General features: G+C 56.7%; 21 protein-coding genes. 13 read left to right on the plus strand and 8 right to left on the minus strand.

Annotated elements, in window-relative coordinates:
• Positions 1 to 8: 8 nt before the first annotated feature.
• The 5 genes from mnmG to hemE all read right to left on the minus strand — a co-directional run bounded on the left by mnmG (position 9) and on the right by hemE (position 6389).
• Positions 9 to 1892 carry a tRNA uridine-5-carboxymethylaminomethyl(34) synthesis enzyme MnmG gene (gene mnmG / locus ACZ47E_RS12200; protein ID WP_278067102.1) on the minus strand — a complete coding sequence of 628 codons (1884 nt, stop codon included), beginning with the start codon at positions 1890 to 1892 and terminating at the stop codon, positions 9 to 11.
• Positions 1893 to 1948: 56 nt separating this feature from the next.
• The gene (gene mnmE, locus ACZ47E_RS12205; protein WP_278067103.1) at positions 1949 to 3274 is read right to left on the minus strand and encodes a tRNA uridine-5-carboxymethylaminomethyl(34) synthesis GTPase MnmE; all 1326 of its coding nucleotides are present in this window, start codon (positions 3272 to 3274) and stop codon (positions 1949 to 1951) included.
• 87 nt (positions 3275 to 3361) lie between these two features.
• Complete coding sequence (rho, locus tag ACZ47E_RS12210; RefSeq protein ID WP_004444236.1) at positions 3362 to 4627, minus strand: transcription termination factor Rho; 1266 nt, start codon at positions 4625 to 4627, stop codon at positions 3362 to 3364.
• A gap of 185 nt (positions 4628 to 4812) precedes the next feature.
• Positions 4813 to 5358: a protoporphyrinogen oxidase HemJ gene (gene hemJ, locus ACZ47E_RS12215; protein WP_194842393.1), complete on the minus strand. Its 546-nt coding sequence runs from the start codon at positions 5356 to 5358 to the stop codon at positions 4813 to 4815.
• On the minus strand, positions 5355 to 6389 hold the full coding sequence (gene hemE / locus ACZ47E_RS12220; protein ID WP_278067104.1) for a uroporphyrinogen decarboxylase: 1035 nt from the start codon (positions 6387 to 6389) through the stop codon (positions 5355 to 5357). The genes hemJ and hemE overlap by 4 nt, the downstream gene beginning before the upstream one ends.
• A 409-nt stretch (positions 6390 to 6798) precedes the next feature.
• On the opposite strand from hemE, the gene ACZ47E_RS12225 reads away from it, so the two are divergent.
• From ACZ47E_RS12225 to dnaQ, 5 genes are read left to right on the plus strand one after another with little or no spacing between them, the layout of a single operon-like run.
• Positions 6799 to 7620: a pyruvate, water dikinase regulatory protein gene (locus tag ACZ47E_RS12225; protein WP_278067105.1), complete on the plus strand. Its 822-nt coding sequence runs from the start codon at positions 6799 to 6801 to the stop codon at positions 7618 to 7620.
• A gap of 31 nt (positions 7621 to 7651) precedes the next feature.
• Positions 7652 to 8251, plus strand: coding sequence for a Maf-like protein (locus tag ACZ47E_RS12230; protein ID WP_107340725.1), 600 nt, complete (start codon positions 7652 to 7654; stop codon positions 8249 to 8251).
• A complete protein-coding gene (locus ACZ47E_RS12235; RefSeq protein ID WP_107340726.1) occupies positions 8244 to 9104 on the plus strand; it encodes a shikimate dehydrogenase in 861 nt (286 codons plus the stop codon). The genes ACZ47E_RS12230 and ACZ47E_RS12235 overlap by 8 nt, the downstream gene beginning before the upstream one ends.
• On the plus strand, positions 9104 to 9712 hold the full coding sequence (gene coaE, locus ACZ47E_RS12240; RefSeq protein ID WP_107340727.1) for a dephospho-CoA kinase: 609 nt from the start codon (positions 9104 to 9106) through the stop codon (positions 9710 to 9712). Before ACZ47E_RS12235 ends, coaE begins: the two co-directional genes overlap by 1 nt.
• Positions 9705 to 10403: a DNA polymerase III subunit epsilon gene (gene dnaQ, locus ACZ47E_RS12245; protein WP_004444252.1), complete on the plus strand. Its 699-nt coding sequence runs from the start codon at positions 9705 to 9707 to the stop codon at positions 10401 to 10403. Before coaE ends, dnaQ begins: the two co-directional genes overlap by 8 nt.
• Positions 10404 to 10498: 95 nt before the next feature.
• Here dnaQ and secB read toward each other — a convergent pair whose 3' ends face one another.
• Entirely contained in the window at positions 10499 to 10981 is a 483-nt protein-coding gene (secB, locus tag ACZ47E_RS12250) for a protein-export chaperone SecB (RefSeq protein WP_022555303.1), read from the minus strand.
• A 101-nt stretch (positions 10982 to 11082) separates the two neighbouring features.
• On the minus strand, positions 11083 to 11619 hold the full coding sequence (locus ACZ47E_RS12255) for an FxsA family protein (protein WP_037090044.1): 537 nt from the start codon (positions 11617 to 11619) through the stop codon (positions 11083 to 11085).
• A 140-nt stretch (positions 11620 to 11759) separates the two neighbouring features.
• Here ACZ47E_RS12255 and ACZ47E_RS12260 point away from each other — a divergent pair, with 140 nt between their 5' ends.
• The 5 genes from ACZ47E_RS12260 (at position 11760) to gyrB (ending at position 17087) form a co-directional block, all read left to right on the plus strand.
• Positions 11760 to 12458 carry a Tim44/TimA family putative adaptor protein gene (locus tag ACZ47E_RS12260; protein ID WP_278067106.1) on the plus strand — a complete coding sequence of 233 codons (699 nt, stop codon included), beginning with the start codon at positions 11760 to 11762 and terminating at the stop codon, positions 12456 to 12458.
• Positions 12455 to 13567 (plus strand): murein transglycosylase A, encoded by a 1113-nt coding sequence (gene mltA / locus ACZ47E_RS12265; protein ID WP_112765691.1) that lies wholly within the window; start codon positions 12455 to 12457, stop codon positions 13565 to 13567. Before ACZ47E_RS12260 ends, mltA begins: the two co-directional genes overlap by 4 nt.
• Positions 13564 to 14133, plus strand: a complete 570-nt coding sequence (locus ACZ47E_RS12270) for a Smr/MutS family protein (protein ID WP_153776873.1) — start codon at positions 13564 to 13566, stop codon at positions 14131 to 14133. Before mltA ends, ACZ47E_RS12270 begins: the two co-directional genes overlap by 4 nt.
• On the plus strand, positions 14130 to 14495 hold the full coding sequence (locus tag ACZ47E_RS12275) for a helix-turn-helix domain-containing protein (protein WP_004444265.1): 366 nt from the start codon (positions 14130 to 14132) through the stop codon (positions 14493 to 14495). The genes ACZ47E_RS12270 and ACZ47E_RS12275 overlap by 4 nt, the downstream gene beginning before the upstream one ends.
• 156 nt (positions 14496 to 14651) lie before the next feature.
• Positions 14652 to 17087: a DNA topoisomerase (ATP-hydrolyzing) subunit B gene (gene gyrB, locus ACZ47E_RS12280; RefSeq protein WP_004444267.1), complete on the plus strand. Its 2436-nt coding sequence runs from the start codon at positions 14652 to 14654 to the stop codon at positions 17085 to 17087.
• Between the two features lie 104 nt (positions 17088 to 17191).
• Here gyrB and ACZ47E_RS12285 read toward each other — a convergent pair whose 3' ends face one another.
• Entirely contained in the window at positions 17192 to 17794 is a 603-nt protein-coding gene (locus ACZ47E_RS12285; protein ID WP_278067108.1) for a nitroreductase family protein, read from the minus strand.
• 128 nt (positions 17795 to 17922) lie between these two features.
• Here ACZ47E_RS12285 and ACZ47E_RS12290 point away from each other — a divergent pair, with 128 nt between their 5' ends.
• The 3 genes from ACZ47E_RS12290 (at position 17923) to ACZ47E_RS12300 (ending at position 20958) form a co-directional block, all read left to right on the plus strand.
• Entirely contained in the window at positions 17923 to 18765 is an 843-nt protein-coding gene (locus tag ACZ47E_RS12290) for a fumarylacetoacetate hydrolase family protein (protein WP_278067109.1), read from the plus strand.
• Between the two features lie 123 nt (positions 18766 to 18888).
• Positions 18889 to 20121, plus strand: coding sequence for a polyhydroxyalkanoate depolymerase (locus tag ACZ47E_RS12295; protein WP_278067110.1), 1233 nt, complete (start codon positions 18889 to 18891; stop codon positions 20119 to 20121).
• Between the two features lie 69 nt (positions 20122 to 20190).
• Complete coding sequence (locus tag ACZ47E_RS12300; protein WP_278067111.1) at positions 20191 to 20958, plus strand: M48 family metallopeptidase; 768 nt, start codon at positions 20191 to 20193, stop codon at positions 20956 to 20958.
• The last annotated feature ends 37 nt before the right edge of the window (positions 20959 to 20995 follow it).

Genomic DNA, 20995 nt, shown 5'->3' on the forward strand with positions numbered 1-20995 from the left:
CCGACTCGCTATTGGTGCAGACGCAATTTTTCATTCTGCGTAGAAGAGTTTTTCCGCAGAAGGGCGAGAACCAGCGATATCGCAGCCGGCGTCATACCGTCAACACGTGCGGCCTGGGCGATGTTTTCTGGACGGGCCTTTTCCAACTTTTGTTTCAATTCATTGGAAAGGCCGGACAGGCTTTGAAAATCGAAATCGTCAGGAATCTTTCGCTCTTCGTCGCGTTTGATGTCCACGATGTCGGCGCTCTGGCGCTGCATATACACAGCGTAACCAGCCTCGATTTGCAGCACATCCGCAATTTTCTCGGGAAGCCCACCCAACTCGGGCCAGTGCTGTTTGAGGACATCAAGCGACATATCAGGATAGGCAAGCAATTCATAAACGGAGCGGCGTTGTCCGTCCTGATTGAGCTTTAATCCCTGTTTTGCTGCCTGCGAAGGGCTGATCGTGAGGGTCTTCAGCAAGTCACGACCCCGACCAAGTTCTTCTATAAAATTATCGAATCGCTTTTGACGGTGATAACCGATGATTCCCGCCCGCTGACCGACTGGCGTTAGCCGCAGATCGGCATTATCGACTCGTAACGACAGCCTATATTCCGCTCTTGACGTAAACATTCGGTAGGGTTCGCTGACACCCTTGGATGTCAGATCATCGATCATGACGCCGATGTAGGATTCCGTCCGGCTGAAATAATGCGGATCGCTGTTGCTTGCATAAAGAGAGGCATTGAGGCCGGCGACGAGCCCCTGAGCAGCTGCTTCTTCATAACCGGTTGTGCCGTTGATCTGCCCCGCGAGGAATAGACCAGCAATCTTGCGACACTCGAGTGAGGGCTTGAGTTCTCGCGGGTCGACATAGTCATATTCGATCGCATAACCCGGCTGCAAGATCTCAACCCGCTCGAGACCGGGTATGGTGTGGATGAACTGTTCCTGAACAGACGCCGGAAGTGACGTGGAAATTCCGTTAGGGTAGATCGTATGATCATCCAGTCCCTCGGGCTCCAGAAATATCTGATGACCATCACGCTCGCCAAACCGAGTGATCTTGTCTTCAATCGACGGACAATAACGTGGACCGACGCCTTCGATCTGACCCGAATACATTGCTGAAAGATGGATATTCTCTTGAATGACCCTGTGTCCGGCTGATGTGGTTCTGGTAACTCCACATTCGATTTGCGGATTCACGATATTGTCGGTCATGAAGGAGAAGGGCACAGGATCTTCGTCTGCGCCTTGTCGATCAACACCGCTCCAGTCGATTGTTCGCCCGTCCAGACGGGCAGGCGTGCCGGTCTTAAGTCTGCCCATGCGAAGACCAAGCCGCGATAGAGTGTTGGAAAGGCCGATTGACGGTTCTTCACCCACACGGCCGGCCGGTACCTTTTCGGAGCCGATATGAATAAGGCCACGCAAGAAAGTACCACTTGTCAGTACCACGGCACCGCAGGGAATCCGGCTACCATTCGCCATGACGACAGCAGCCACTCGCTCATTCGTCATCTCAATATCAAAAGCGTCGCCCTCAATAATGGTAAGATTCTCGATATTTGCAATTTCACCCTGCATCGCTTCACGGTAAAGACGGCGATCCGCCTGGGTGCGGGGACCGCGCACTGCCGGACCCTTTTTGCGATTGAGCATGCGAAACTGAATACCGGCAGCGTCAGCTACCCTACCCATCAAACCATCCAGGGCGTCGATCTCGCGAACGAGATGACCCTTTCCAAGCCCGCCAATTGCTGGATTGCAGGACATGACACCGATGGTGTCTCGTTTATGGGTCACGAGCGCGGTTTTTGCACCATGGCGAGCCGCAGCCGCGGCCGCTTCACTGCCGGCATGTCCACCACCTATAATAACGACATCAAATGACTGGTGCATCTATCTGCGCCCTGTTCTGATCTAGCCGCGCGTCCGCGGCCCATGTTTCACGTGAATCATTTTCCTATGCAGAATTCTGAAAAGATGACGCCCAGCAAATCTTCAACATCGACGCGTCCTGTAATACGACCAAGCGATGTCGCTGCGAGCCGCAAATATTCCGACCTTATAGCAAGGTCCATGGCTTCAGAATCGAGCGCATCACTAACATAGTTAAGCGTCTCTTCAAGTCGTTTTTTATGGCGAGCCCGGGCGGGCATCAAAGTCTGGACCCCTTGCAATCGCGATTCAATTTCCCGCTTTATCAAGAACCGCAATTCATCGAGACCAATCCCTTCTTTCGCCGAGATCGCCAGATCGAACTCAGCTCTAGGCGTCGAAGACGACAACGCCGCCTTGGTCCTGACGCGCAGATGCGGCTTGGCAGACAGTGATGCGATGGTTTGTTTCGGAAACGAATCGTTATCCTGCAGCACCAGAATGAGATCCGCAGTCTCCGCTGTCAAAACAGCGCGCCGCACACCCTCCTGTTCCACCACATCATACGTTTCCCTCAGGCCTGCCGTGTCGAATATTCGTACCAGATAGCCCTCAAGGTTAATGTCCACGCTCAATACGTCCCTGGTCGTACCGGCAATGTCGGTGACGATGGCGATATCCCGGCCAGCTAACGAATTCAGCAGGGTGGATTTCCCGGCATTGGGTTCTCCGATGAGCGCCACCTTGAAACCATCCCGAATAATCTCGCCGTTTCCGCCGGCCTCCAGATGGGAGGCAATTTCCGCTCTCAGCTGTCTCATCGCCTCCCATACCTGTCCAGATATGGAATCCGGGACATCCTCCTCGTCGGCGAAGTCGAGCTCCGCCTCGATCAGCGCACGCGCACGCGTCAGGCGCTGAGCCCATCCGTCATAAAGAGCCGAAAGATTGCCTGTACTCTGTTCAACCGCCAGACGACGCTGCATCTCCGTTTCAGCCTGAAGCAGGTCGGCCAAACCTTCGACTTCAAGCAGGTCCATCTTGCCATTCTCGAAGGCTCTGCGCGAAAACTCCCCGGCCTCCGCAGGACGTACATCCGGGAACCGCTCGAACTCAGCAAAAATCGAGGCAATGACTGCGCGGCTTCCATGGCATTGGATTTCAACGCAGTCCTCACCTGTGAAGGAATGCGGTGCCGGGAACGACATAACGAGCGCCTGGTCGATGGCCTCGTTGTTTCGATTCCGAATCAAACTCAGCCTGGCTTTTCGCGATGCTGGAAGCTCTCGTCCGGTCAATTCTGTCAGCATGGCGAAAGACATGGGTCCGCTGATCCTCACGACGGCCACCCCCGCCGGGAGGGCGCCGCTCGAAAGTGCATATATCGTATCAGGGGAAGGCATGGCGCACCTCGATCAAAACAGTCAAGCCGCATTCGAATAAACGAATGCGGCTTTAACGACCTCAGATGAATCCGGCTAATTTCCGGTTCAGGTGTTCATCGATTCGAAGAAATCCGAATTGTTTTTAGTCTGCTTCAGCTTATCGATGAGGAACTCGATGGCGTCCATCGTTCCCATCGGCGCGAGAATACGGCGAAGGACAAAAATCTTCTGCAAATCCTGGCGCGGCACCAGAAGGTCTTCCTTACGGGTACCAGATTTCAGAATATCCAGCGCCGGGAAGATACGCTTGTCTGCTACCTTCCGGTCAAGCACGATTTCCGAGTTACCCGTACCCTTGAACTCTTCGAAGATGACTTCATCCATACGGCTGCCAGTGTCGATCAGCGCGGTCGCAATGATCGTCAGCGAGCCGCCTTCTTCGATATTGCGGGCGGCGCCAAAGAAGCGCTTCGGCCGCTGCAGGGCGTTGGCGTCCACACCACCGGTCAGAACCTTGCCGGAAGAGGGAACGACGGTGTTATAGGCGCGACCAAGACGGGTTATGGAATCGAGCAGAATGACGACGTCGCGGCCATGTTCAACGAGGCGCTTCGCCTTTTCGATGACCATTTCAGCGACCTGTACGTGGCGTACCGCTGGTTCATCGAAGGTGGAGGATACAACCTCTCCCTTGACCGAACGCTGCATGTCGGTGACTTCTTCCGGACGCTCGTCGATCAAAAGAACGATAAGGTAACATTCCGGGTGATTTGCCGTGATCGAATGGGCAATGTTCTGCAGCAGAACCGTTTTACCGGTACGTGGCGGTGCAACGATCAAGCCACGCTGGCCCTTGCCGAGCGGTGCGACGAGATCGATAACCCGCGACGACAGATCCTTGGATGTCGGGACATCAAGCTCCATCTTGAACCGCTCGTTCGGATAGAGCGGCGTCAGATTATCGAAATGGACCTTGTGGCGGATCTTTTCGGGATCGTCGAAATTGATCGTGTTGACCTTCAGAAGGGCGAAGTAGCGCTCACCTTCCTTGGGACCGCGGATCGGTCCTTCAACCGTATCGCCGGTCTTCAGCGAAAACCGACGGATCTGCGAGGGAGAGATGTAAATATCGTCCGGACCCGGCAGATAGTTTGCGTTTGCGGATCGCAGGAACCCGAAACCGTCCTGCAGGACTTCAACGACGCCTTCGCCGATGATTTCGATGTCCTGGCTCGCGAGAACCTTGAGGATTGCGAACATGAGCTCCTGCTTGCGCATGGTGCTCGCATTTTCAACTTCCAGGGATTCGGCAAAAGTCAGCAAGTCGGTAGGCGATTTGCTCTTAAGTTCCTGAAGCTTCATTTCAGCCATGAAGAGAAGACCGTTTAATAATGTAATGTCGGGGGAGGGCGTGTTCGCGAATCAGATGCTGTGGGAAGACCGCAGATGACTGAATAATTCACATGCCACGAAGATGAGTGGCCCGAAAATAGCGATTGAACATCGCTGCTGCAAGAGGAAAGCACGAATTCCGCGAAATTTATCGTTACACCGCTCTAACCGAAGGGTTTCACAACCACAAGTATGACGATGAAGATCATCAGCAACGTTGGAACCTCATTCATCAACCGCCAGTGACGGGCAGGCCTGGTATTTTCATCTCGGGCGAACCGTTTCGCACTACGCGTGAAATAAACATGGGTCGCAGTCAGAAGCACGACCATAGCGATTTTTGCGTGCAGCCAGCCACCAGAAAAACCGTAGGCCGACCAGGCGAGATAAAGTCCGAGCACCCAGCTTATCATCATCGCCGGGTTCATGATGACCTTGATCAGCCGCTGCTCCATTACCTTGAAAGTTTCGGATTGCTGCGAACCTGCCGGCGCATCGGTATGATAGATGAAGAGCCTTGGCAGATAAAAGATCGCCGCCATCCATGAGATCACAGCAATAATGTGAAACGCCTTGATCCAGAGATAGAGATCGGCAGGATCCACGTAAAAGAACAGGGCGACGACTGCGAGGAAAACGCCCAGCCCCACGCCAGCCCGCAGAGCGGCCCTGTTTCCTGATCGCGCAGAGGTCTGTTTTTCGTCATTCATGGCACGGTCCCACCCGTACGCACCCGCTCGACCAGCCGGGTCACATTGTCCGGATCAGCCTGCGGCGTGATGCCGTGACCGAGATTGAAGATCAACGGACCCTGCCCAAGGGCCTGCAGCACGGCGTCGATACCATCCTGCAGAGCCCTCCCGCCCGCCACCATCAGCATTGGGTCGAGATTGCCCTGCACGGGCCCTTCCTTCTGCAAATCCGTGGCGAAGCCGAGCGGCACGGACCAATCCAGCCCGATCGCGTCGGCACCGGTCTTACGACGATAGTCCTTGAGAAGATAACCCGCCCCCTTCGCGAAAGCGATTATTTTCGCGGAGGGACGCCGCGCGCGCACCGAAGCAATAATACGGGCAACCGGTTTTACTGCGTAATTCTCGAACTCCTTTTCGCCGAGCACGCCCGCCCAGGAATCGAAGATCTGCACGGCATCGGCCCCTGCATCGATCTGCGCCACGAGATAATCCGCGGAAACCTCAGCGAGAAAAGCCAAAAGCTTTTCCATCGCGGCTGGCTCCTGATAACCGAATAGCCGCGCCGGCGCCTGGTCGGGCGTTCCGTGACCGGCAATCATATAGGTCGCGACCGTCCACGGTGCGCCACAAAAGCCAAGAAGCGTCGTTTCATCCGGCAATGAACTGCGAAGGCGCGACACCGTTTCGAAGACAGGCGAAAGATGCGCCATGACATCAGACGCATCGAGTTCTTCAATACCGCTGACATCGATCGGGTCCATGGCGGGGCCCCTGCCTTCGGTGAAGGACACATTGCGGTGAAGCGCGTCGGGTATCACCAGAATGTCGGAAAAAAGAATCGCTGCATCCAGCCCGAACCTGCGAATGGGCTGAAGCGTCACCTCGGTTGCCAACTCGGGATTATAACAGAGATCCAGGAAACTTCCGGCGCTCTTCCGCGTTTCCCGGTACTCCGGAAGATAGCGTCCAGCCTGACGCATCAGCCATATGGGCGGCGGCGTGACCGTCTTCCCGTTCAAAACAGTCATAACCTTGCGTTCGCTCATCACACCCAACTTCTAAAAAAATAAAATCAAAGAGATTTAAAAGATTTTCTATTTCTTAGAGTCTGTGGGTAGCAAGGATTAAAATCATTCCAGTCGAAATGCCGCAGCCGCATCTTTTCAGCACGGTGGTAGGACAAATTTCGGCAGCGATCTTGAAAAACCTGGAAAAATCGTAATTTATCTCGAATTTTCAATGGATTATGTTCTTATCGGAAAGTTCTCGACCTGTGGACAGGCTGTGAATCGGGTTGGACAAGTGTCAACTCTTCCAGCAATTCACAGGCTGCCCGGAGCATGTTGAAAGCCACTTGCGGATTGTGGAAAAACACCACTTTATTCACGGCGCGGTTCGACCCGCAGGCTCGTTCGGACATTTGTCCCGGGTTATCAACAGCGGGAGAAAAACAGCGTGGAGAACAAAAAAAGCTTCTTCCATCTGCACCTGATCTCGGACTCAACAGGCGAGACTCTCATGTCGGCCGGCCGCGCGGTCTCGGCACAGTTTCACGCATCCATGCCGGTGGAACACGTCTATCCGATGATCCGCAACCAGAAGCAGCTTGCGCAGGTCATTGACCTCATCGACAAGGAACCGGGCATTGTCCTCTACACCATCGTCGATCAGCAACTGGCAGAATTCCTGGATTTGCGCTGTCACGCGATCGGCGTGCCCTGTGTCAATGTGCTTGAACCCATTATCGGCATCTTTCAGACTTATCTAGGCGCGCCATCAAGACGGCGGGTCGGTGCGCAACACGCCCTCAATGCGGATTATTTCGCGCGGATCGAAGCGCTCAATTTTGCAATGGATCACGATGACGGACAAATGCCGGAGACCTATGACGAGGCGGATGTCGTTATCATTGGCATCAGCCGCACGTCGAAAACTCCGACCAGCATCTATCTCGCCAACAGGGGTATAAAGACCGCAAACATTCCGGTTGTACCCAGCGTGCCTTTGCCCGAAAGCCTCTATGCCGCCACCCGGCCTCTGATCGTCGGTCTCGTGGCGACGTCGGATCGCATATCGCAGGTTCGCGAGAACCGCGAACTGGGCGCAACCGGCGGATTTGACAGCCGCCGTTACACGGATCGCGCCACGATCATGGAAGAGCTGAAATATGCGCGTGCGCTCTGCGCCCGCAACAATTGGCCTCTGATTGACGTCACACGCCGTTCCATCGAGGAAACGGCTGCTGCCATCCTTGCCCTTCGCCCGAGGACGCGATAATCCGGATCGCACCATCAGGAGCAGACAGTCGATGAAACAAGAGTTGATCCTCGCCTCGTCCAGCGCATCCCGCCAGATGCTGATGCGCAATGCGGGGCTGACATTTTCGGCGATACCAGCGGATATTGATGAGCGTGCGCTCGATGAGCGGCTGGAACGTACGGGCGCCAGCCCGGAGGAAGTTGCACAAGAACTCGCGACTGCCAAGGCTCTTGCCGTCGGTTCGCTTCATCCGGACGCACTGGTTCTGGGCTGCGATCAGACCATGGCACTCGGTGCGCGGGTCTATCACAAGCCGAAGACCATGTCCGAGGCCGAAGCACATCTGCTGTCATTGTCCGGTAAGGTTCACCGCTTGAACAGCGCGGCTGTCCTCGTTCGCGGCGGGGAGGTGATATGGAAGGTGGTTTCCAGTGCTGAACTTGCCGTGCGAACATTGAGCCCCGAATTTGTCTCCCGTCACCTGCAGAGGGTGGGTGAAAAAGCTCTAAGCAGCGTGGGCGCCTATCAACTCGAGGGAGAGGGAATCCAGCTATTCACTTCGATTGAAGGCGATTATTTCACGATCCTCGGCCTGCCGCTTCTGCCGCTTTTATCGAAACTGCGCGACCTGGGTGTCACCGATGGCTGATTCACGTGAAACATTAACCATAAACGCTTTCGTTGTTGGTTACCCGATCAAGCATTCCCGGTCGCCGATCATTCATTCTTACTGGCTCAAGAAATTCGGTATTACCGGTAACTATGAGGCAGTCGAGGTCGTATCGGACAATTTTGCGAATTTCATTGCAACCGTGAAGGAAGGTAAGCCCGGTACGGCCGTGGGCGGCAACGTCACCATCCCGCACAAGGAGGCCGCTTACCGGTTGGCGGATCGTCCTGATGCTCTGGCGGAAGAACTGGGTGCCGCCAACACCATCTGGATGGAGGAGGGTAAACTCCATGCCACCAATACCGATGGTTACGGGTTCGTGTCTAACCTGGATGAGCGGCATCCCGGCTGGGACAAAACGGACCGGGCGGTGGTTTTTGGTGCCGGCGGCGCAAGCCGTGCCGTCATTCAGTCGCTGCGCGACCGGGGCATCGCGGAAATTCACGTCCTGAACAGGACGCTCGAACGTGCTCGCGAACTGGCTGATCGTTTTGGCCCACGCGTCTTTTCCCATCCCCAGGCAGCGCTGCAGGAGGTCATGCAGGGCGCCGGGCTGTTCGTGAATACGACATCGCTCGGTATGGATGGCGCTGAGGCGCCGCATCTCGATTTTTCGCAACTCGCTGCCAGGGCGGTGGTGACCGATATCGTCTACGTGCCATTGCGAACACCGATCCTTCAGATGGCGGAAGAGCAGGGTATCACGACCGTCGATGGTCTCGGCATGTTGCTTCATCAGGCAAAGCCGGGCTTCATGCGATGGTTCGGCAAGATGCCGGAGGTGGATGAGACCCTGCGTGCTCTGATCATCGGGGACATGGAGAAACATTGATGATTGTCATCGGTCTCACCGGCTCGATTGGAATGGGAAAAACGACAACCGCGAAATTGTTTGCCGAAGAAGGTGTTCCGGTTCTGGACTCGGATGAGGTCGTTCATGGTCTTTATCGGGCGGAGGCCGTAGCTCAGATCGAGGCAGCTTTTCCGGGCACTACGGTTTCCGGTGTCGTGGACCGGGAAAAACTCGGTGGCATCTTGAGAAAGAATCCGGCTAATTTCAGAAGGCTTGAAGAAATCGTCCATCCACTGGTTCGGAAAAAACAGGAAACCTTTCTGTCCGAAGCAAGGAAAAACAGCCGGAAATTTGCGCTTCTGGATATTCCGCTGCTGTTCGAAACGGGTGCGGAAAGCCGTGTCGATAAAGTCGTGGTGGTGAGTTGTGCACCAGAGATCCAGCGCGAAAGAGTCCTGTCACGACCAGGAATGACCGAAGAAAAATTCGAAATGATCCTTGCCCGGCAGATGCCCGATGCGGAGAAGCGTAGACGTGCCGATTTTATCATCGATTCCGGAAATGGTGTCGAAGCGGCCCGGGATCAGGTAAGAGACATTTTGCAGAAGCTGACCGCTGAGTCGCGCCGTGGAGAGATGCATGCGTGAGATCATTTTCGATACGGAAACCACAGGTCTGGAGTCGAAGCTGGACCGGATCATCGAAATCGGCGGCGTGGAACTGATCAACCACTTCCCGACTGGCCGCACCCTGCATCTTTATATCAATCCTGAAGATCGCAAGGTTCATCCCGATGCGCTTGCCGTTCACGGGATTACCGACGAGTTCCTGCAGGATAAGCCCAAATTCGCTGAAGTTGTCGACCAGATTCGGGATTTCTTCGAAGGTGCGCGCTGGGTGGCGCACAATGCAACATTCGATATGGGGTTCATCAACGCGGAATTCGCCCGTCTCGGGATCGAACCGGTCGCCGCTGATCTGGTGACGGATACGCTGTCGCTTGCCCGCCGCAAGCACCCGATGGGACCGAATTCGCTGGACGCGCTTTGCCGCCGTTATGGAATAGACAATTCCCATCGCACCAAGCATGGCGCGCTTCTTGACTCCGAGCTTCTGGCCGAAGTCTATATCGAAATGATCGGCGGCCGCCAGACTGCGCTCGGCTTCGGCTCTGCCGCCAGGCAGGAAACCATTGTCATTGAGGAAGACATTCCGCTGGAGCCCCTGCGACGGCCCCGCCCCCTGCCGTCGCGGCTGGATGCGGAGACGGTTGCCGCCCACGGCAAACTCGTTCTCGGCATGGGGGACAAGGCGATCTGGAACCGGTACCAGAACTGAAGACTGCTCAGATACTTAAATCGCAAATCTGCGTAAAGAAAAACCCGGGCCAAGAACCCGGGTTTTGTTTGTCTGTAACGGAAGATGGCCGCTGCTTAGTTCGGGACAGCCTGAACCTGAGCCTTTGCCTGTTCCTCGGCAACGCGCTGCGCAAACATCTGCGCAAAATCGATCGGATCGATCATGAGCGGCGGGAAACCGCCGTTGCGGGTAACGTCGGCAATGATCTGGCGGGCGAAGGGGAAGAGCAGGCGCGGGCACTCGATGAACAGCACCGGCAGCATGTGTTCCTGCGGGAAGCCAGCGATGCGGAAGACACCGCCATAGACCAGCTCGGCCGCAAACAGAACCTTATCGCCATCCTTGGCTTCGGCATTCAGTGTCAGCACGACATCAAAATCCGAACCGGAAATCGGATTTGCATTGACGTTGACATTGATGTTGATCGACGGCGCATTCTCACGGGCCTGCAGCGAACGAGGAGCACCCGGATTTTCAAAGGAAAGGTCCTTGATGTACTGGGCAAGAATGTTGAGAGAAGGGCTAGCTGCGCCCTGTGCGCCATTTTCAGCGGTCATTACGGTTCCTCGCGGCGTGAATTCGTGGAAGGCGGTCTATCATTTCGACTCCGGGCTTACAACCCTTCGTGATCGGGTCGTCGCCATGCCTCGACGCGGCGTCAGGGCTTGGGCAGGTCGCGATCATCGGGCCTGTTCGACCAGGGAGAGTCTTTCGGCCCGGCGCGGTGAAACTCCTCTTCGTCCAGATCCACCACCTTCGAATTGCCATGAGATCCCGGGCCATTGCTGAAACCGGAATAATCGCCCGGCCGGGCGCCGGGCTGTCTGAATGAACCAGCCACGACGACGCGCGGTCCGAAGGCTTTCCAGAAAAACCGGCGAATGGCCGGCGACAGAAGCAGGAGGCCGAGAATGTCGGTGATGAAACCCGGAATGAACAACAGGATGCCCGCCACGACGCGCATCGCGCCATTGACGAGTTCGTCCGCAGGCTGTGCGCCCGTGCGGCCCGCATCCTGAAGATTTCTCACCATCCCGAGGCCGCCCAGGCGCAATATGAGCAATCCCAGGAAAGACGTGAACAGGACGAGAGCCAGTGTCAGCCACAGGCCTATTGCCTTGCCGACAATAATGAAACCGGCAATTTCAAGGATGGGCATCATCAGGACGATGATTGGGAGAAAGGAAAAACGCATCTTCTAGCCTTGCGTGTGCATCTCTGGCAGATTGCCGGTTCGCGGGACACCGATGATTGAATCTGCATATTTGAATGATGGTAAGATGCAGACTATATGATGGTGTGGTTTTCGAATTTAAATGGCGGTTTTGGTAAAAGATGGGCTTCAGCGACTTTATCACATTGTTTTTTCTCGTTGCAGCGGTGCTGATCTTCTTTCAGCTGCGCAGCGTCCTTGGTCGTCGCACAGGCAATGAAAAGCCGCCTTTTGATCCTTATAGCCCGCGCGATGTCGCGAAGGGTCCCGTCACGGACGATAACAAGGTCGTGACACTGCCGAAGCGGGCTGAGGCGGAAGATGAAAACCGCTTCGCCGAGGTGGATGCACTGGCGCCTGCAGACAGCGCACTCAATGCCTCCCTGCGTGAGGTGATTACGAAGGATCCGTCCTTCCGCCCGAAGGAATTCCTGAACGGCGCCCGCATGGCCTATGAGATGATTGTGATGGGTTTTGCCGATGGCGACCGCAAGACGCTCAAGAACCTGCTGTCCAAAGAGGTGTTTGAAGGTTTTGACGCAGCGATTTCCGAAAGGGAAGGCCGCGGCGAGGTCGTGAAATCGACTTTTGTTGGCATTGAGAAAGCCGATATCACCCAGGCGGGTATTCGCGATTCCGAAGTGCAGATAACGCTCCGGATCGTCAGCCAGCTCATCTCGGCGACCTATGACAAGGATGGCAAGCTGGTCGATGGTGATCCGGATGCGGTTGCGGAGGTGGATGACATCTGGACCTTCTCGCGCGATATCCGCTCACGCGATCCGAACTGGAAGCTGATCGCCACCGAATCCGAGCAATGACCGCGCCCTTTTCGATCGAAGAAGTTTCTTTCAGCGACCTGCCCGGGTGGCGGCAAGACGATCCCGCTAGCCTTTTTCCGGCGATGACCGCAATTCTGTCGCATCTTCGGAGCGCAAAACCCTATCGCACTGGCGCACTCGGTGTGACGGCGGCGGAACTGGTGTCGCTGCTGGAGGTCGCTGAGAAATGCGAGGCAGACAGTCCCGAACAGGCGCGCCGGTTCTTTGAAACCAACTGTGTTCCTTTCAGGATTTTTCCGTCGCAGGGAAAAAGCGGTTTTGTGACCGCCTTCTACGAGCCTGAACTGGAAGTCTCGTCTGAACCTGACGACATCTGGCGTTATCCCATTTACCGCCGACCACCCGAATTAGTGGATATCGACGATACCAATCGGCCCGTCGGCTTCGATACATCCTATGCTTTCGGCAGGCAGGATGAAGACGGGATTTCCTGTTTCCCCGATCGCCGCGCGATCGATGAAGGCTATCTGGAGGGCAGGGGGCTTGAGATCGCCTGGGCGAAATCGAAGGTCGATCTGTTTTTTGTCCATGTGCAGGGCGCGGCACGTCTGGTTTTTCCCGATGGTGCGATAAAGCGCATTACCTATGCGGCCAAGGCAGGCCATGCTTTTTCACCGATCGGACGTCTGCTTCTCGATCGCGGAGAACTCGATCCGAAAACCGTGTCGATGCAGACGATCCGCAAGTGGCTCGCTGACCATCCCGATCAGGTGGATGGAGTACTATGGCATAACCGCTCCTACATTTTTTTCCGGGAGGCGGATGTTGCCGACGAGGATATGGGACCGGTCGCCGCCGCAAAAGTACCGCTCGTCGCTGGGCGCTCGCTTGCTGTGGACAGGCTCATCCACACGTTCGGGCTTCCCTTCTTCATCCATTCGCCGTCGCTTACCCATCTCGATGATGGAAAGCCTTTTGCGCGACTGATGCTGGCGCTCGATACCGGGTCGGCCATCATTGGCCCCGCCCGCGGCGATATCTTTACCGGTTCGGGTTTCGAAGCCGGAGAACTTGCCGGCACGGTGCGCAATGAGGCAGATTTTTATATACTGATACCGCGGGTTGCTGCGCAGAGGTATCGGCGATGAAGAACAGTCGCAAGCTCGGCAAGGAAGAACGCGTTCTGTGGGGAAAGGTCGCAAAAACCACGCGGCCGATCTCCGGCAGGCTCGAAGACTTGCTGGCTTTCGATGACGTGGAGGACCCTGCGGGGGAACCAGATGTTTCTCTGACCGGTAAAAGCACCTTTCCGCGCATCCTTGCGGAGCCGGCTGAGCCGCCACCTCCAGCTCCGGATAAAAAGCCGAAAATCCACCAGCCGATGGAAAAACCGGTCAAGCGTAAGCTGACCCGCGGCCGCCTGCCATTGGAAGGACGGATCGATCTGCATGGCATGTTCCAGAGCGAGGCCCACGCCGTACTGCTCGATTTTCTGTTGCGCGCACATGAGCGGGGTCTAAGACATGTGCTGGTCATTACCGGCAAGGGTCGATCGATTGGCAGTGACGGGGCTTTGAAAAGGGCGGTGCCCATGTGGTTTTCCAAACCCGAATATCGCCACCTGATTTCCTCCTATGAGGATGCGTCGGCCAATCACGGCGGCGATGGCGCGCTTTATGTGCGGCTTTCGCGCCGGCGAGGTGAAAAGTCATGACGCCCTTTGCGCTGGCCGTGCGGCAGCTTCGTGAGCGCAAGGGTGTGACGCAGAAGCAAATGGCCGCCGCCATTGGCGTCTCTCCGGCCTACCTTTCAGCGCTTGAGCATGGCAAGCGCGGCAAGCCGAGCTTCGATCTCCTCCAGCGCATTGCCGGATATTTCAACATCATCTGGGACGAGGCCGAGGAACTGTTCTTCCTTGCCGGCTCATCCGACCCGAAGGTGGTGATCGACACAGTCGGCCTGCCGCCGCAATATACGGCTTTCGCCAACCGGTTGGCACGGGATATTCGCAAGCTGCCGCCGAGTGTGGTAGAGGAACTGTCAGCCGTGCTGCAAAAAAGCCGTTCTTGCGATTGAAACCCCTCTATCCCCTGCTTTATGCAGCATCCTGAAGCATGCGGCCTTTGGGATTGGGTATAGAATTTCTATAGTCGCATGTCGGATTTGAGTGATTCGCTGGCTTCAGGCCCTCTCACTGGAAACCTGGCCAGGAAAACTTTGGAAAGAGTACTTATGACCGAAACATCGTCAAGCGAAGTCGGCGCGAACGCGGAATATGGAGCCGATTCGATCAAGGTCCTCAAGGGCCTTGATGCCGTGCGCAAACGGCCCGGCATGTATATCGGCGATACCGATGACGGTTCCGGCCTACATCACATGGTCTACGAAGTCGTCGACAACGCCATCGATGAGGCGCTTGCGGGCCACGCCGACCTGGTGACGGTGACCCTGAATGCCGACGGCTCCGTGACGGTGACCGATAACGGACGCGGCATTCCGACTGACATCCATTCCTCCGAGGGCGTTTCTGCCGCCGAGGTCATCATGACCCAGCTGCATGCGGGCGGGAAGTTCGACCAGAATTCTTACAAGGTGTCGGGCGGTCTGCACGGTGTCGGCGTTTCGGTGGTCAACGCGCTCTCCGTCTGGCTGAAGCTCCGCATCCGCCGCAATGGCAAGGTGCACGAGATTGGCTTTACCCATGGTGTCGCCGACGCGCCGCTTTCCGTTATCGGCGAATATGAAGGCCGTTCGGGCACGGAAGTCACCTTCCTGGCAAGCCCTGAAACCTTCACCATGACCGACTATGATTATGGAACGCTGGAGCATCGCCTGCGCGAACTCGCATTCCTGAACTCCGGCGTGCGCATCCTGCTCACCGACAAGCGCCATTCCGACGTCAAGCAGGAAGAACTGCTGTATGATGGCGGCCTCGAGGCCTTCGTCCGTTATCTCGACCGCGCCAAGAAGCCGCTGGTTGATAAGCCGGTCGCCATCAAGGGTGAAAAGGATGGCATTACGGTTGAGGTCGCACTCTGGTGGAACGACAGCTACCACGAGAACGTGCTTTGCTTCACCAACAACATTCCGCAGCGCGATGGTGGCACCCATATGGCAGGTTTCCGCGCCGCGCTGACCCGCCAGGTCACCTCCTACGCCGAAACCTCCGGCATCCTGAAAAAGGAAAAGGTAAGCCTTCAGGGTGAGGACTGCCGTGAAGGTCTGACGGCCATCCTTTCCGTCAAGGTGCCAGACCCCAAGTTTTCGTCGCAGACGAAAGACAAGCTTGTGTCGTCTGAAGTGCGTCCGGTTGTCGAAAGCCTCGTCAACGAAGCACTCTCCACCTGGCTCGAAGAACATCCATCCGACGCGAGAATCCTTGTCGGCAAGGTGGTTGAAGCCGCTGTCGCCCGAGAAGCCGCCCGCAAGGCGCGCGAATTGACACGCCGCAAAGGAGCGCTTGATATTGCCTCTCTGCCCGGCAAGCTCGCCGACTGCTCCGAGCGCGATCCGGCAAAATCAGAACTGTTCCTCGTCGAGGGTGACTCCGCCGGCGGTTCGGCCAAGCAGGGCCGCTCGCGCGAAACCCAGGCGATCCTGCCGCTACGCGGCAAGATCCTCAATGTCGAACGCGCCCGTTTCGACAAGATGTTGTCCAGCCAGGAAATCGGCACGCTGATTACGGCGCTCGGCACCTCCATCGGCAAGGACGAGTTCAACGCCGATAAGCTGCGTTACCACAAGATCATCATCATGACGGATGCTGACGTCGATGGCGCCCACATCCGTACACTGCTGTTGACCTTCTTCTTCCGCCAGATGCCGGAACTGATCGAACGCGGCCATCTCTATATCGCCCAGCCGCCGCTTTATAAGGTGACGCGCGGTAAATCCGTTCAGTACCTGAAGGACGAAAAAGCGCTGGAAGAGTATCTGATTTCCATGGGTATCGAGGAAGCATCTTTGACGCTCGGCTCTGGCGAAGTGCGTGTTGGCGCCGATCTTCGCGAAGTCATTCTGGATGCGCTGCGCATGCGCTCGCTGATCGACGGGCTGCATTCCCGTTACAGCCGCTCCATCGTGGAGCAGGCGGCCATTGCCGGCGCACTCAACCCCGAGCTTTCCGCCGACGCAGCGCGTGCGGAGGAAACCGTTGCCGAAGTGGCCCGGCGTCTCGACATGATTGCTGAAGAGACCGAACGCGGCTGGTCCGGCACTGTGCTGCAAGACGGCGGCTTGCGCTTCGAACGCATGGTGCGCGGCGTCAAGGAAGTCTCGACGCTGGATATGGGCCTGCTTGGTTCGGCCGATGCCCGGCACATCGACCAGCTTGCAGCCCGCACGCGTGATATCTACGCCACGCCGCCGGTTCTGCAACGCAAGGATGGCACGATGGAGCTGGCCGGCCCGCGCGCGCTTCTGGATGCGATTTTCGCTGCCGGACGCAAGGGTCTCTCCATGCAGCGCTACAAGGGTCTTGGCGAAATGAATGCCGAGCAGCTTTGGGAAACCACACTCGATGCCAACGTTCGCTCGCTGCTGCAGGTAAGAGTAAGTGACGCGACTGATGCTGACGGCCTGTTTGCCCGCCTCATGGGTGACGAAGTCGAACCACGCCGCGACTTCATCCAGGAAAATGCACTCAGCGTCGCTAACCTGGATATTTAAATTTGGGGAATGTTTCGCGTAACGATTCACGTGAAACGAAACTTTAACAAAAGGCCCGGCGGTAATCTCCGCCGGGCCTTTTGATTTCATGCGGATAATGGTGATCAGTCAACCTTGCCGGTGAAGCGACCTTCAAAGGCAACATCGGAAAGGGGCAGGCGTTTGCTTGGCACCTCCCGTTCCGCCAGATCATCAGGAAGAACGGACTTGTCGGTGAGCGTGCCGATGGCGACCCCTGCCTCCACCTTGTAGCCTTCCGGTACATTCAGTTTTTCGACGATCTTGTCCTTGAATATGCCGGCCATGCCGTGCGCATGGTAACCGAGCAGGTGCGCCTGCATGGCAAGTGAAAACCAGGCGGCGCCGGCATCGAAGGAATGGGTTGCTGACGGTTTCTTCTCGCCGTCGTGCGAGATATTGTGGTCTCGGGAAATGACGAAAAGCAGCACGGAGGCGTTTTTTGCCCAGCGCTGGTTTCCCTCCATCAGCAGTTCCACGAAGAGCGGCCAGTCTTTACTATCCTTGTGTGCATAGACAAACCGCCACGGCTGATGATTGGAGGCGGAGGGCGCCCAGTGCGCCGCATCGAGAATGGTCATCAGATGCTGCGCCGGCATGGCGTGACCATCGAAGGCGCGCGGAGACCAGCGATCGAGGAAGAGGGGATCAACGGGGTATTCTGATTGCCGGTTATTGCTGTTCGTCACGGGCCATGTCCTTTTGATTGACGGGAAGGAAAAGGTATTTTTCGAAACTTGGCACAGTCAAGGGGTGACAAGTATGAATGCATCGTTCATATATGCATCACCTTGTCTGACAACCGGGAGAGAGTTCCATGAAATTGATGCGTGTCGGCCAGCCCGGCCAGGAAAAACCTGCAATCCTCGACGCGGAAGGAAAAGTCCGCGATCTGTCCGCCCATGTCAAAGATATCGGCGGCGAAGCCATTTCTCCCGAGGGCCTCAAGAAGATCGCCGCGATCGATGTCGGCACACTTCCGGTGCTGAACGAAGAGCGCATCGGCGCCTGCGTTGCGGGAACGGGCAAATTCATCTGCATCGGCCTTAACTTCTCCGACCATGCCGCTGAAACGGGTGCCACCGTACCGCCGGAACCGGTCATTTTCATGAAGGCCACCTCGGCCATCGTTGGTCCGAATGACAATGTCGTCATCCCGCGCGGTTCGGAAAAGACCGACTGGGAAGTCGAGCTTGGCGTCGTCATCGGCAAGACCGCCAAATATGTCTCCGAAGCGGATGCTCTCGATTATGTCGCCGGTTATTGCGTTTCGCACGATGTTTCCGAGCGCGCCTTCCAGACGGAGCGCGCCGGTCAGTGGACCAAGGGCAAGTCCTGCGACACTTTCGGCCCCATCGGCCCGTGGCTGGTGACGAAGGACGAAATCACCGATCCGCAGAACCTCGGCATGTGGCTGAAGGTCAACGGCCAGACCATGCAGGACGGTTCCAGCAAGACCATGGTTTACGGCGTGGCCCACGTTGTCTCCTATCTCAGCCAGTTCATGTCGCTGCACCCCGGCGATGTCATTTCCACCGGCACGCCTCCCGGCGTCGGCATGGGCCTGAAGCCGCCGCGTTACCTGAAGGCTGGCGATGTCGTGGAACTCGGTATCGAGGGTCTCGGTTCCCAGCAGCAGACCTTCGTCGCCGACATCTGATTAAACGGCGTTCAACGGAAAGTGAGGCGCTGGCGGGAAACCGCCGGCGCCTTCGATTTTGTGCACCTGCGAAAAGCTGCTATGGTTGAAAAAAAGAGCGTGATCGCGAGGGAGGCGTCATCAGTGTTCTACCACCTCTATGAAATGAACCATGCGGCCATGGCGCCGCTGCGTGCCGGTGCCGATATGATGCGCCAGGCCTGCAACAATCCTTTAAACCCGCTTTCCAGCACCGCTTTGGGAAGGAGCCTGGATGCCGGCTTTGAGGTCTTCGAACGGCTGACGCGCCGTTATGCGAAGCCGGAATTCGGTCTCGGCAACACGATTGTCGATGGCCAGAGCATAAATGTTGCTCAAGAGGTCGTCTGGTCTCGTCCGTTTTGCAATCTTCTTCATTTCGAAAGAGAGTTCGATACGCCCCGTCAGTCCGATCCGAAGATACTGCTGGTGGCTCCGATGTCCGGTCACTACGCCACCCTGTTGCGGGGGACAGTGGAGGCCCTGCTGCCATCTGCGGATATCTATATCACCGATTGGGCCGATGCCCGTACGGTGCCGGTGAGCGAAGGAACTTTCGATCTCGACGATTATATCAGCTATATCATCGAGATGCTGCACGAGATCGGGCCGGGCGCACATGTGGTTGCTGTCTGTCAGCCATCCGTGCCGGTTTTGGCCGCCGTTTCGCTAATGGAGGCGGATGGTGATGCGTTTGCACCCGCTTCCATGACGCTGATGGGCGGACCGATCGATACGCGCATCAACCCCACCGCCGTCAACGGTCTCGCCAAGGCCAAGCCGATCGAATGGTTCCGCGACAATGTGGTCATGCAAGTGCCGTGGCCGCAGCCGGCCTTTGGGCGCAACGTCTATCCGGGCTTCCTGCAGCTGTCGGGCTTCATGTCCATGAACCTCGACAGGCACATGACGGCGCACAAGGATTTTTACCTGAACCTGGTCAAGAATGACGGCGATTCCGCCGAAAAACACCGCGAATTTTACGATGAATATCTGGCCGTCATGGACCTGACGGCGGAATTTTATCTGCAGACGGTGGAAACCGTCTTCATCGACCATGCGCTTCCGAAGGGAAACATGCTGCATCGGGGCAGGGCGGTCGATCCCGCTGCCATCCGCAAGGTCGCATTATTCACTGTCGAAGGGGAGAATGACGATATTTCCGGCGTCGGCCAGACAAAGGCAGCGCACGATCTCTGCCGTAACATCCCTGAAGATAAACGCGCGCACTACATGCAGCCGGATGTAGGGCATTACGGTGTCTTCAACGGTTCGCGCTTCCGCAAGGAAATCGTGCCGCGTATGCTGGATTTCATTGCCAAACACAAGACGACCTAACCGCAGAACGGTAGGTGACGCCGCGCATTTGCGTGGCCAAGGGATGGACGAATCGGTTATGAAGGCTTCATGTTTTCGCTCCTCAGAAAATCCCTGAAGTCCCCGGCGCCAAAGAAGGTCGTGCCGAGCCAGCGCACCGTCTCGGTGGCAGGCCGGCAGGTGCCGATCACCGTCAGGGAGAACCCGCGGGCGACGCGCATTACCTTGCGCATCGAGCCGGGCGGCCGGGCGCTGAAGCTGACGATCCCAATGGGTCTGCATCATCGCCAGGTGGATGATTTTCTCGAGAGACATCAGGGCTGGCTAGAAGGCAAACTTCCGAAGTTCAGTCCTGATGACGGTCTGCGTTCCGGCACGACCATCGATATCAGGGGTATAGCCCACCGTATTGACCATACGGGCAGCCTGCGCGGCCTGACGCACGTCGTGAAAGACGCCGATGGCGCGCCCGTTCTGAAAGTCAGCGGCGCGCCCGAGCATCTGAGACGGCGGATAGCGGCCTTCCTGAAAAAGGAGGCGAAGGCCGACCTCGAGCGGCTTGTGGCCGTTCATGCCAGAGCGGCCGGCCGGCCGGTGCGATCGATCAGCATGAAGGATACACGCAGCCGTTGGGGTTCCTGTTCCCATGATGGAAACCTGAGCTTTTCCTGGCGCATAGTCATGGCTCCGGAAAAGGTCATCGATTATCTCGCCGCCCACGAGGTCGCGCATTTAAGGGAAATGAACCACGGACCGAAATTCTGGGCTTTGTGCGAAAAACTCTGCCCGCACACCGATGAAGCCAAGGACTGGCTGAAACATAATGGCTCCAAACTCCACGCCATCGATTTCGATTGAAACTTAGGGCGTCAATCGCCATCTGGATTCACGTGAA

This window comes from Agrobacterium sp. 5Ca39 (assembly GCF_055382365.1).

Excerpts from the sequence above, each read along its gene's own strand:
- mnmG (WP_278067102.1), bottom strand. The coding sequence starts at position 1,892 with ATGCACCAGTCATTTGATGTCGTTATTATAGGTGGTGGACATGCCGGC.
- mnmE (WP_278067103.1), bottom strand. The coding sequence starts at position 3,274 with ATGCCTTCCCCTGATACGATATATGCACTTTCGAGCGGCGCCCTCCCG.
- rho (WP_004444236.1), bottom strand. The coding sequence starts at position 4,627 with ATGGCTGAAATGAAGCTTCAGGAACTTAAGAGCAAATCGCCTACCGAC.
- hemJ (WP_194842393.1), bottom strand. The coding sequence starts at position 5,358 with ATGAATGACGAAAAACAGACCTCTGCGCGATCAGGAAACAGGGCCGCT.
- hemE (WP_278067104.1), bottom strand. The coding sequence starts at position 6,389 with ATGAGCGAACGCAAGGTTATGACTGTTTTGAACGGGAAGACGGTCACG.
- ACZ47E_RS12230 (WP_107340725.1), top strand. The coding sequence starts at position 7,652 with ATGAAACAAGAGTTGATCCTCGCCTCGTCCAGCGCATCCCGCCAGATG.
- ACZ47E_RS12235 (WP_107340726.1), top strand. The coding sequence starts at position 8,244 with ATGGCTGATTCACGTGAAACATTAACCATAAACGCTTTCGTTGTTGGT.
- coaE (WP_107340727.1), top strand. The coding sequence starts at position 9,104 with ATGATTGTCATCGGTCTCACCGGCTCGATTGGAATGGGAAAAACGACA.
- dnaQ (WP_004444252.1), top strand. The coding sequence starts at position 9,705 with ATGCGTGAGATCATTTTCGATACGGAAACCACAGGTCTGGAGTCGAAG.
- secB (WP_022555303.1), bottom strand. The coding sequence starts at position 10,981 with ATGACCGCTGAAAATGGCGCACAGGGCGCAGCTAGCCCTTCTCTCAAC.
- ACZ47E_RS12255 (WP_037090044.1), bottom strand. The coding sequence starts at position 11,619 with ATGCGTTTTTCCTTTCTCCCAATCATCGTCCTGATGATGCCCATCCTT.
- ACZ47E_RS12260 (WP_278067106.1), top strand. The coding sequence starts at position 11,760 with ATGGGCTTCAGCGACTTTATCACATTGTTTTTTCTCGTTGCAGCGGTG.
- mltA (WP_112765691.1), top strand. The coding sequence starts at position 12,455 with ATGACCGCGCCCTTTTCGATCGAAGAAGTTTCTTTCAGCGACCTGCCC.
- ACZ47E_RS12270 (WP_153776873.1), top strand. The coding sequence starts at position 13,564 with ATGAAGAACAGTCGCAAGCTCGGCAAGGAAGAACGCGTTCTGTGGGGA.
- ACZ47E_RS12275 (WP_004444265.1), top strand. The coding sequence starts at position 14,130 with ATGACGCCCTTTGCGCTGGCCGTGCGGCAGCTTCGTGAGCGCAAGGGT.
- gyrB (WP_004444267.1), top strand. The coding sequence starts at position 14,652 with ATGACCGAAACATCGTCAAGCGAAGTCGGCGCGAACGCGGAATATGGA.
- ACZ47E_RS12290 (WP_278067109.1), top strand. The coding sequence starts at position 17,923 with ATGAAATTGATGCGTGTCGGCCAGCCCGGCCAGGAAAAACCTGCAATC.
- ACZ47E_RS12300 (WP_278067111.1), top strand. The coding sequence starts at position 20,191 with ATGTTTTCGCTCCTCAGAAAATCCCTGAAGTCCCCGGCGCCAAAGAAG.